Genomic DNA, 9,676 nt, shown 5'->3' on the forward strand with positions numbered 1-9,676 from the left:
CGTGGAGGAGGAGGGGAGCCTCGCCACGCAGCGGGAAGGATGTCTCACGACATGGGGCTTAATGTACTACACGGTTTGTTAATGCGGCGTAACTGAGCTGCCGCAACGGCTCGCATGTCACTTTGCCGAACGGGCGATGCATCGCCAGACTATATTTTCACCACAAAAGGTGAAAACATGGCGGCCATGAGCCTGCACCTGACCAGCCGCCAGTCCAACATCCTCGAATTCATCCGGGCCCGCGTGGCGCGGGATGGCCAAGCGCCCACGCTGGAGGAGATCGGCCAGGCGATGGGCCTGCCCCATGTCAGCGCGGTGCTCAAGCACGTGCGTTCGCTGGAGGCCAAGGGCCGGCTGGCGATCGAGCCGAACCGTTCGCGCGGCATCCGCCTGGTGGAGGCGCCCGACGCGCTGGATGCGGACACCCTGGAGCTGCCGCTGGTCGGCCGCATCGCCGCGGGCGAGCCATTGTTCTCCGAGTCGCGGATCGAGCGCAGCCTGCGGGTGTCGCGCTGGCTGTTCCGGCTTACGCCGGATTACCTGGTGCGGGTGGTCGGCGACTCGATGCGCGATGAGGGCATCCTCGACCAGGACCTGGTCGGCGTGCACGCCACGCCGGTGGCGCGGCACGGCCAGGTGGTGGCGGCGCGCGTCGGCGGCGACCGCTTCACGATCAAGCGGCTGTACTGGCAAGGCGAGGTGATCCGGCTGCTGCCGAACAGTCCCGGTTACCAGCCGATCGATCCCGACCCCAGCGAGGACTTCGCCATCGAAGGCCTGTTCGCCGGCCTGCTGAGGGGCGGCTGATGGCGGCCGTGATGCCCCTGTCGAACCTGCTCGATGCGCGCCGGGTCTGGCGCGGCCGGGCCGAGCCGCCGCCTGCCGGCGAGCAGCCCACCGGCTGGGCCGCGCTGGATGCGGTGCTGCCCAGCGGCGGCTGGCCGGCGGCGGCGCTGTCGGAAATCCTGCTGCCGCTGGATGGCGTGGGCGAACTGCAACTGGTGCTGCCCACGCTGGCGCGCCTCACCCAGGGCGCGCGGCCGGTGGTGCTGGTGGCGCCGCCGTATCTGCCCTGCGTGGCCGGTTGGCGCCAGCACGGCGTGGACATGCGCCGGATCGAGATCGTCACGGCAGCCGAGACCGACGTGTTGTGGGCGACGGAGCAATGCCTGCGCTCGGGCAGTTGCGCCGCGGTGCTGGCGTGGCCACGGCAGGCCGACGATCGCGCGTTGCGGCGTCTGCAGGTGGCCGCCGACGGCGGCCGCGCGCTGGCGTTCGCGTTCCGCGACCGGCGGCATCTCTCCAATGCCTCGCCGGCGGCGTTGCGGTTGGAGCTGGAAGCGCGGCCGCAGGTGCGGGTATGGGTGCGCAAATGCCGTGGCGGAGCGGTGCCCGCCCAGCCGGTGGCGCTGCCGCGCGCCCTGCATTGATGGCGGGCGCGCATGTTGTGGGCCTGCATAGCGTTGCCGCAGCTGGCACTGGACGGTGTCCTCCGTCGTCGTGCGGACGCGGGCCCGCTCGTGTTGGTGGCCGGCACCGGACATGCGCGCAGCATCGTGGCGGCGAACGCGGCCGCGCGCGAAGCCGGCCTGCGCGTGGGCCAGCGACTGAGCGCGGCGCAGGCGCTGCTGGCGCAATTCGAGGCCTTGCCGTACCAGCCTGAGCGGGTCGATCAGTGGCATCGGTTCCTGGCCGCGGTGGCCTATCGCTACAGCGCCGAGGTGAGCCTGCTGCCCCAGGCGATCGTGCTGGAGGTCAGCCGCAGCCTGAACCTGTTCGGCTCGTGGCCGCGGCTGGAAAGCCTGCTGCGCGCCGATCTCGATGCGCTGGGTTTCCACCACCGGATCAGCGCCGCACCGACGCCGCATGCGGCGCATGTGCTGGCCGGCGTCGCCGATGGCCAGGCGGTGCTCACCGACGAGCAACTGCGCCACGCGCTGCAACGCATCCCGCTGTCGCAGAGCTACCTGCCCGCGGCGACGGCCGAGGCCTTGCCGGGCATGGGCATCCGCAGCCTGGGCCAGTTGCTGGCGCTGCCGCGCGACGGCCTGCGCCGGCGTTTCGGCGCGGAGTTGTTGCTAGCGCTGGATCGCCTGACCGGCGCGGTGCCGGCCGGCCTGGAAGCGTATCGGCCACCCGACCGCTTCGACCTGCGCATCGAGCTGATGCACGAAGTCGAGGTCATCGGCGCGCTGGTCTTTCCATTGCGCCGCATGACGGCCGACCTGTCCGCCTATCTGGCCGGTCGCGACGGCGGCGTGCAGCGTTTCACGCTGCAGCTGGAGCATCGCGAGGGACACACCGAGGTGAAGGTGGGCCTGCTCGCCCCCGAGCGCGAGGCCGGCATGCTGTTCGAGCTGGCGCGCGCGCGGCTGGAGCAGGTGCAACTGCCGCAGCCGGTCATCGCCATGCGACTGCTCGCGCGCGACCTGCCCGCGTTCGTGCCGGCCGGCCGCGACCTGTTCGACGAGCGCCCCGCCAATGCGTTGCCGATCGAACAATTGCGCGAACGCCTGCGTGCGCGGCTGGGCGATCATGCCGTGCATCAATTGGGCAGCACCACCGATCCGCGGCCCGAGCTGGCGCAGAAGGTGACGGCCCACGACGACGGCTGGCGGGAACCCTCGCCACGACCGACCTGGCTGTTCGAGCGGCCGATTCCCCTGCGCGGCGCCGCGCCGCACATCCTGGCCGGCCCCGAGCGGCTGGAAACCGGCTGGTGGGATGGCGGCGAGGTGTGCCGCGACTACTACGTGGTGGAAACCGCGCAGGGCCAGCGCGGTTGGGCCTTCTGCGCGCCGGGCGAGCGCGACGGCTGGATGCTGCACGGCTGGTTCGCATGAACGCGTATGCCGAGCTGCATTGCCTGTCGAACTTCTCGTTCGGCCGCGGCGCGTCCAGTGCGCGCGAACTGTTCGAGCGCGCCAGGGCCTGCGGCTACGAGGCGCTGGCGATCACCGACGAATGTTCGCTGGCCGGCATCGTGCGTGCGCTGGAGGCCTCGCGGGCCACCGGCACGAAACTGATCGTGGGCGCCGAATTCCAGCTCGACGATGGCCCCAAACTGGTGCTGCTGTGCGAGAACAAGGCCGGCTATACCGCGCTGTGCAAACTGATCACCCGCGGCCGCCGCGCCTCGGCCAAGGGCACGTACCGGTTGCATTGCGCCGATCTCGCCGATGGCGTGCCGGGCACGTTGGCCTTGTGGCTGCCCGGGCGCGAGCCCGATCCCGCGCACGGCCGCTGGCTGCGTGACACTTTCGCCGAGCGGGCGTGGCTGGCGGTGGAGCTGCATCACGGGCCCGACGACGCGCAACGCCTGCGCGACCTGCAGCGACTCGGGCACGGCCTCGGCCTGCCGCTGGTCGCCGCCGGCGACGTGCACATGCACGTGCGTCGGCGGCTTGCACTGCAGAACACGCTGACCGCGATCCGCCATCGCGTGCCGCTGGCCGAAGCCGGCGCGCTGATCTTCCGCAACGGCGAGCGCCACCTGCGCCGACGCGAGGCACTGGCGGCGATCTACCCTGCCGCACTGATGCACGAAAGCACCGCCATCGCCGCGCGCTGCATGTTCCGCCTCGACGAACTGACATACCGCTATCCCGCCGAGCTGGTGCCCGAAGGCCACAGCGCGACCAGCTGGCTGCGGCACCTCACTGAAGAAGGCATGCGCTGGCGCTGGCCGAGCGGCGTGCCGGAGAAAGTCCGCGCGCAGATCGAGCACGAACTTGGACTGATCGAGGAGCTGCAGTACGAGTCCTATTTCCTCACCGTGCAGGACATCGTGCGTTTTGCCCGCGACAAGGGGATTCTCTGCCAGGGCCGCGGCTCGGCGGCGAACTCCGCCGTGTGTTTCGCGCTCGGCGTCACCGAGGTCGATCCGGCGCGGATGAACCTGCTGGTGGAACGCTTCATCAGCAAGGAACGCAACGAGCCGCCCGACATCGACGTGGATTTCGAGCACGAGCGGCGCGAGGAAGTGATCCAGTACATCTACGCCAAGTACGGCCGCGAGCGGGCCGCGCTGGCGGCCACGGTGATCTGCTATCGCGGCCGCAGCGCGGTGCGCGACGTGGCCAAGACGCTGGGTCTGCCGCCGGATCAGGTGGATCAGCTGAGCAGCATTTTCGGCTGGCGCGGTGAGCAATCGCTGGACGAGCGCCTGCGCGAACACGGTTTCGATCCGCAGGGCGCGGTGCTGCGCCGGGTGCTGAAACTCACCGCCGAGCTGCGCGACATGCCGCGGCACCTGTCGCAGCACGTGGGCGGCTTCGTGATCAGCGACGCACCGCTGGCCGAGCTGGTGCCGGTGGAAAACGCGGCGATGGCCGATCGCACCATCATCCAGTGGGACAAGGACGACCTGGACACGATGCGCCTGCTCAAGGTCGATTGCCTGGCGCTGGGCATGCTCAGCTGCGTGCGCCGCTGCCTGGATCTGCTGCGCGCCCATCGCGGCCAGGATTACAGCCTGGCGACGTTGCCGGCCGAAGACCCGCGAACGTACGAGATGATCCAGCGCGCCGACACCGTCGGCGTGTTCCAGATCGAAAGCCGCGCGCAGATGGCGATGCTGCCGCGGCATCGCCCGGAAAATTTCTACGACCTGGTGATCCAGGTGGCGATCGTGCGGCCCGGTCCGATCCAGGGCGACATGGTGCATCCGTACCTGCGTCGCCGCCGCGGCGAGGAGCCGGTGGACTATCCGTCGGAGGATCTGAAGGCGGTGTTCGAACGCACCCTGGGCGTGCCGCTGTTCCAGGAACAGGTGATGAAGCTGGCGATCGTGGCGGCCGGCTACACGGCCGGCGAAGCCGACCAGCTGCGCCGCGCGATGGCGGCGTGGAAACGCCATGGCGGCATGGAACATCATCGCGAGCGGATCATGCGCGGCATGCTCGAACGCGGTTACACCGCCGAGTTCGCGGCGCGGTTGTTCGAGCAGATCAAGGGCTTCGGCAGCTACGGTTTTCCCGAAAGCCACGCGGCCAGTTTCGCCGGCATCGTCTACGCCAGCTGCTGGCTGAAATGCCACGAGCCGGCCGCGTACGCCTGCGCCCTGCTCAATGCGCAGCCGATGGGTTTCTACGGACCCAGCCAGATCGTGCAGGACGCGCAGCGCCACGGCATCACGGTGCGTCCGGTCGACGTGCGCCACAGCGACTGGGACTGCACGCTGGAGGACGACGGGCGCGATCAGCCGGCGCTGCGGCTGGGTCTGCGGCAAGTGCGCGGTTTTCGCGAAGACGTGGCTGGGCGGATTTCGGCGGCGCGCGCCGCGCGTGCCTTCGTCGACGTGACGGATCTGTGCGCCCGCACCGGCATCGACCGGCGCCAGCAGGAGTTGCTGGCCGAGGCGGGCGCCTTGCGCGGCCTGGCCGGCCATCGCCATCGGGCGAAGTGGGCGGTGGCCGGCGTCGAGCCACAACTGCCGTTGTTCGGCCATGGCAGTCCGGCGGAAGTGGCCGTCGTGCTGCCGGTGCCGTCGACCGCGGAAAACCTGCAGTCCGATTACGCGCGCACCGGCCTCAGCCTGGGCCCGCATCCGCTGCAACTGATCCGTTCGCGCCTGCGCGCGGCGCGTTTCGCCGACTCGCGCAGCCTGCGCGGCCGGCCGCACCAGAGCCTGGTGCGCGCCGCCGGCCTGGTTACCCAGCGCCAGCGCCCGCAGACCGCCAGCGGAGTCACCTTCATCACCATCGAAGACGAACACGGCGCCATCAACGTGGTGGTCTGGAGCCAGGTGGCCGAGCGGCAGCGCCGCGCCTACCTGGAAGCGCGCCTGCTCGGCGTGGAGGGGCAGTGGGAATGCGTCGACGGCGTGGCCCACCTGATCGCCCGGCGGCTGACCGACATGAGCACGTGGCTGGGCGAGCTGGACAGTCGCTCGCGCGATTTCCATTGAATGTCCGCGAGCGTAACCCGTGCGCTGCCGGGCGCCGCGGAATCGGGTAGGCTGGCGTCACCGTCGTGACCGGCATGGGGATGCCGTCACGCGGTTCTCTTTCCAATCCGGGGGATTTATGGGTACTTCTTCGTTGGCTGCATTGGCCGGCATGGGCCTGTTCGCCATGCTGGTGATGATCGTGGTGGGCATCCTGGTGGCGGCACTGGTGCTGAGCGTCGCCTTCCGGCTGGTGGTCGGCGTCATGCCGTCCTACCTGCGTGCGCTGGGCGCGGTGGTGTTGAGCTGGATCGCCGGCGTCGTGGCGATGGTGATCATCGGCATGGTCAGCTCCGGTGGCGGCGGCGGGCTACTGTCGCTGATCGTGCAATTCCTGGTCGGCGCCTTCGTGGTGAACTATTTGCTGCTGTCGCAGAACGGCAGCCAGATCGGCTTCGGCAAGGCCTGCCTGGTGCAGGTGATCTACCTGGTGATCTTCCTGGTGCTGGCGATGATCTTCGCTGCGCTGATGGCAGTGTTCTTCGGCAGCATGCTGGCGCACGGATGATGCATCGAAGGGGCGGGACACCCGCCCCTTCGCCGTGTTTCAGGCCAGGCTGGTGGCCACGCCGAAGCTGATCGCCATGATCGCGGCCACCGCCATGCAGGCGCTGCCCGGGCGGATGCGGCGGGCGTCGATGCGCGGCACCAGCCGCCACAGCAGGACGGTGCCGATCAGCATGTCCAGCACCAGCATCCAGCGCAGCAGGCCGGAACTCAGCAGCGCGCCGTAGGGCGGGTGCAGGTGGCCTTCATAGGCGGCCACGCCGACGACCAGCAGCAGGCCGGTCATCGTCCACAGCAGGCAGGCCAGGTAGATGCGGTTGAACACCACCGCGCAGCGTTCGGTCCAGCGCATCACCGACCAGCCGATCAGGGCGAACACCAGCGCAGCCATGCTGCTGTAGAGCACCCACCACAGCAGGGTGCTGATCACCGTAAGAAGCGTCATGTGATCTGCTTGAACCCCAGTTTGCGAAACAGCTTGGCCATCAGCCAGGCCGGGCCGACCAGCAGATAGGACAGATCGGTGAGGAAGCTGGGCTTGCGGCCTTCATATTTGTGCCCGATGAACTGGCCGATCCAGGCCACCACGAACACGCCGATCGCGAGGTAGCACAGCTGCGCGGTGCCGAGCCGGTAGTACAGGAAATTGGTGAGCAGACCGAACAGGGCGAACACCACCAGCAGGCCAAGCGCCAGCCGGTGCGAGCGCCGCCAGTACCAGTAGAACGCCAGCACCATCACCAGCACCGCCCACGAGCCGGGACGCAACTGGCTGATCGGCACCGGGATCGCCCACAGCAGCGCGATCACCGACCACAGGATCGGCGGCACGCAGAACCAGTGGAACACCTGGTTGGTCGGGTTCTGGTGGTCGCTGCTGTAGCTGTCGAGCCAGTCCTGCATGGTGCGCATGGCGTTCCCCCGTTGAACGTTTCAGTCGAGCCGGATGCCTGCCAGTCGCTGCAGGGCCTCGGCATATTTGGCGGCGGTGCGGGCGATCACGTCGTCCGGAATCACCGGGCCGGGCGCGGTCTTGTTCCAGTCCTGCGTCTCCAGCCAGTCGCGCACGAACTGCTTGTCGTAGCTGGGCGGACTGATGCCCACGCGGTATTCGTCGGCAGGCCAGAAGCGCGAGGAATCCGGCGTCAGCATCTCGTCCATCACGTACAGCTTGCCGCTGGCATCGGTGCCGAACTCGAACTTGGTGTCGGCGATGATGATGCCACGTTCGGCCGCATAGGCGGCTGCCCAGCGATAGATCGCCAGGGTGGCGTCGCGCACCTGGCCGGCCAGTTCGCTGCCGACCGCATCGATCACCGCGCCGAAGCTGACGTTCTCGTCGTGGTCGCCCACCGCGGCCTTGGTCGACGGCGTGAAGATCGGTTCGGGCAGTTGCTGCGCCTGCTGCAGGCCGGCAGGCAGGGCGATGCCGCACAGCGCGCCGGTGGCCCGGTAATCCTTCCAGCCGGAACCGATCAGGTAGCCACGGGCGATGCATTCCACCGGCACCGGCTTCAGCCGTCGCGTCACCACCGCGCGCTTCTCGTACAGCGCGAGATCGGTGCCCGGCGGCAACACGTCGGCCAGCGGCACGTCGAGCAGGTGGTTCGGCACCAGGTGGGCGGTCTTGCCGAACCAGAAATTGGACATCTGGGTGAGCATTTCGCCCTTGCCCGGGATCGGGTTGGGCAGCACCACGTCGAATGCCGACAGGCGATCGGTGGCCACCATCAGCAGGCGGTCGTCGTCCAGCGCATAGACATCCCGCACCTTGCCGCGGTGGATCAGTTCGAGTCCGGGAAGGTTCGATTGCGGCAGGATGGTGGGCACGGCAGCGGGTTCCACATGGCGGGGAAGCGCCCATTCTAGCCGTTGCGGCACCGTCGCCGGTAACGCGCTGTGGGGTTTCGGGGGCGCTGCTAGAATTGGCGTCCTTTGGCCCCATGTGTTGCCGATGCGCATTCCATTGATCGCGGTGCTGGTCCTGCTCGCCGCCCCCACGCTCCATGCCGGCACGCCGGCAGCCCCGGCCCGGCTCGGTCTGTGTGCCGCCTGCCACGGTGCCGACGGCCACGCCAGCATGCCCGGCGTGCCGAACCTGGCCGGGCAGCGGCTGGACTATCTGCGCGACGCGCTGAAGCAGTACCGCGATGGCCGCCGCAGCATCCCGGTGATGCGCGCCGCGATCGGCCCGGTCAGCGACGCCGAGCTCGACGCGCTGGCGCGCTGGTACAGCGCGCAACTTCCCCAACCGCAAGCCCAACCGCAAGGGCAGCCATGAGCTTCACCTATACGCTGTGGTTCGCGTTCTTCGGACTGATCATCGGCCACCTGCCCGGTGCGGTCACCGGCGCGGTGCTCGGTTTCATCTTCGACAACATGCGCTACAGCCAGCGCAAGAACGCCACGCCGGAAGCCGGCGGTTTCGTGGGCCCGCTGTTCACCCTGCTGGGCGCGGTGGCGAAATCCGACGGCCGCGTGTCGGAGCAGGAGATCGCGATCGCCGAACGGCTGATGACGCGGATGAACCTGGATGCCGAACTGCGCAAGCAGGCGGTAGTCAGTTTCAACGTGGGCAAGCAGCCGGAGTTCGACGTCACCCGCACCATCGCCGAGCTGCGCAACTGGGTCGGCCTGCGTCGCGACCATGCCTTCCCCGTGCTCGACGTGGTGATCGAGACGGTGCTGGCCGAAGGCAATCCGCCGCCGGAGAAGATGTCGATCCTGCGCCAGCTTGCCTTCGCCCTGCGCATCAGCGACATGGAGCTGATGGCGCTGATGGCGATGAAGGGCTACGCATGGAATGCCGGCCCCGGTGGTCCGCGCGGCGGCAACCAGCATTACGGCAGCGGCGGTGGCTACGTGCCGCCGCAGCGCACCCCGCAGGGGCCGGACCCGTACGCGGTGCTGGGCATCGACCGCAACGCCGACGAACGCGCGATCAAGCGCGCCTACCGCAAGCTGATCTCCGAACACCACCCCGACCGCCTCGGCGACCTGCCCGAAGACATGCGCAAGCGCGCCGAATCGCGCGCCAGCGAGATCAATGCGGCGTACGACCGGATCAAGGAGCAGCGCGGGTTCAAGTGATCAGAGCCGGGAATGGGGAATGGTAGAAGCGGCCATGCGGTGGCATTTGTCGCACGAGGCTTCATAATCTTCCCGATTCCCGATTCCCGATTCCCGATTCCCGATTCCCGATTCCCGATTCCCGATTCCCGA

General features: G+C 68.7%; 10 protein-coding genes. 7 read left to right on the forward strand and 3 right to left on the reverse strand.

Annotation, left to right across the window (positions count from 1 at the left end):
* Positions 1-186 precede the first annotated feature (186 nt).
* The 5 genes from lexA to ASD82_RS03260 all read left to right on the forward strand — a co-directional run bounded on the left by lexA (position 187) and on the right by ASD82_RS03260 (position 6,455).
* Positions 187-807 carry a transcriptional repressor LexA gene (gene lexA, locus ASD82_RS03240; RefSeq protein ID WP_056715361.1) on the forward strand — a complete coding sequence of 207 codons (621 nt, stop codon included), beginning with the start codon at positions 187-189 and terminating at the stop codon, positions 805-807.
* Entirely contained in the window at positions 807-1,430 is a 624-nt protein-coding gene (imuA, locus tag ASD82_RS03245) for a translesion DNA synthesis-associated protein ImuA (RefSeq protein WP_056715339.1), read from the forward strand. Before lexA ends, imuA begins: the two co-directional genes overlap by 1 nt.
* A 12-nt stretch (positions 1,431-1,442) precedes the next feature.
* Positions 1,443-2,843: a DNA polymerase Y family protein gene (locus ASD82_RS03250; protein WP_056715342.1), complete on the forward strand. Its 1,401-nt coding sequence runs from the start codon at positions 1,443-1,445 to the stop codon at positions 2,841-2,843.
* On the forward strand, positions 2,840-5,908 hold the full coding sequence (locus ASD82_RS03255) for an error-prone DNA polymerase (RefSeq protein ID WP_056715345.1): 3,069 nt from the start codon (positions 2,840-2,842) through the stop codon (positions 5,906-5,908). Before ASD82_RS03250 ends, ASD82_RS03255 begins: the two co-directional genes overlap by 4 nt.
* A gap of 118 nt (positions 5,909-6,026) precedes the next feature.
* A complete protein-coding gene (locus tag ASD82_RS03260) occupies positions 6,027-6,455 on the forward strand; it encodes a hypothetical protein (RefSeq protein WP_056715346.1) in 429 nt (142 codons plus the stop codon).
* 39 nt (positions 6,456-6,494) lie between these two features.
* Here the strand turns inward: ASD82_RS03260 and ASD82_RS03265 are convergent, their stop codons facing one another.
* From ASD82_RS03265 to ASD82_RS03275, 3 genes are read right to left on the reverse strand one after another with little or no spacing between them, the layout of a single operon-like run.
* Complete coding sequence (locus ASD82_RS03265) at positions 6,495-6,899, reverse strand: hypothetical protein (protein ID WP_056715349.1); 405 nt, start codon at positions 6,897-6,899, stop codon at positions 6,495-6,497.
* Positions 6,896-7,366 carry an Mpo1-like protein gene (locus tag ASD82_RS03270; RefSeq protein ID WP_056715352.1) on the reverse strand — a complete coding sequence of 157 codons (471 nt, stop codon included), beginning with the start codon at positions 7,364-7,366 and terminating at the stop codon, positions 6,896-6,898. The genes ASD82_RS03265 and ASD82_RS03270 overlap by 4 nt, the downstream gene beginning before the upstream one ends.
* Positions 7,367-7,387: 21 nt before the next feature.
* Complete coding sequence (locus tag ASD82_RS03275) at positions 7,388-8,284, reverse strand: phosphoribosylaminoimidazolesuccinocarboxamide synthase (protein ID WP_056715364.1); 897 nt, start codon at positions 8,282-8,284, stop codon at positions 7,388-7,390.
* Between the two features lie 124 nt (positions 8,285-8,408).
* Here ASD82_RS03275 and ASD82_RS03280 point away from each other — a divergent pair, with 124 nt between their 5' ends.
* Positions 8,409-8,735 (forward strand): c-type cytochrome, encoded by a 327-nt coding sequence (locus ASD82_RS03280; RefSeq protein WP_056715356.1) that lies wholly within the window; start codon positions 8,409-8,411, stop codon positions 8,733-8,735.
* Positions 8,732-9,544 carry a co-chaperone DjlA gene (gene djlA, locus ASD82_RS03285; protein ID WP_056715359.1) on the forward strand — a complete coding sequence of 271 codons (813 nt, stop codon included), beginning with the start codon at positions 8,732-8,734 and terminating at the stop codon, positions 9,542-9,544. The genes ASD82_RS03280 and djlA overlap by 4 nt, the downstream gene beginning before the upstream one ends.
* Positions 9,545-9,676: the final 132 nt, after the last annotated feature.

Source organism: Rhodanobacter sp. Root179 (genome assembly GCF_001428465.1).
GTDB lineage: Bacteria > Pseudomonadota > Gammaproteobacteria > Xanthomonadales > Rhodanobacteraceae > Rhodanobacter.

Bases quoted from the DNA above. Each gene is read 5' to 3' on its own strand.
- lexA (WP_056715361.1), top strand. From the start codon at position 187: ATGAGCCTGCACCTGACCAGCCGCCAGTCCAACATCCTCGAATTCATC.
- imuA (WP_056715339.1), top strand. From the start codon at position 807: ATGGCGGCCGTGATGCCCCTGTCGAACCTGCTCGATGCGCGCCGGGTC.
- ASD82_RS03250 (WP_056715342.1), top strand. From the start codon at position 1,443: ATGTTGTGGGCCTGCATAGCGTTGCCGCAGCTGGCACTGGACGGTGTC.
- ASD82_RS03255 (WP_056715345.1), top strand. From the start codon at position 2,840: ATGAACGCGTATGCCGAGCTGCATTGCCTGTCGAACTTCTCGTTCGGC.
- ASD82_RS03260 (WP_056715346.1), top strand. From the start codon at position 6,027: ATGGGTACTTCTTCGTTGGCTGCATTGGCCGGCATGGGCCTGTTCGCC.
- ASD82_RS03265 (WP_056715349.1), bottom strand. From the start codon at position 6,899: ATGACGCTTCTTACGGTGATCAGCACCCTGCTGTGGTGGGTGCTCTAC.
- ASD82_RS03270 (WP_056715352.1), bottom strand. From the start codon at position 7,366: ATGCGCACCATGCAGGACTGGCTCGACAGCTACAGCAGCGACCACCAG.
- ASD82_RS03280 (WP_056715356.1), top strand. From the start codon at position 8,409: ATGCGCATTCCATTGATCGCGGTGCTGGTCCTGCTCGCCGCCCCCACG.
- djlA (WP_056715359.1), top strand. From the start codon at position 8,732: ATGAGCTTCACCTATACGCTGTGGTTCGCGTTCTTCGGACTGATCATC.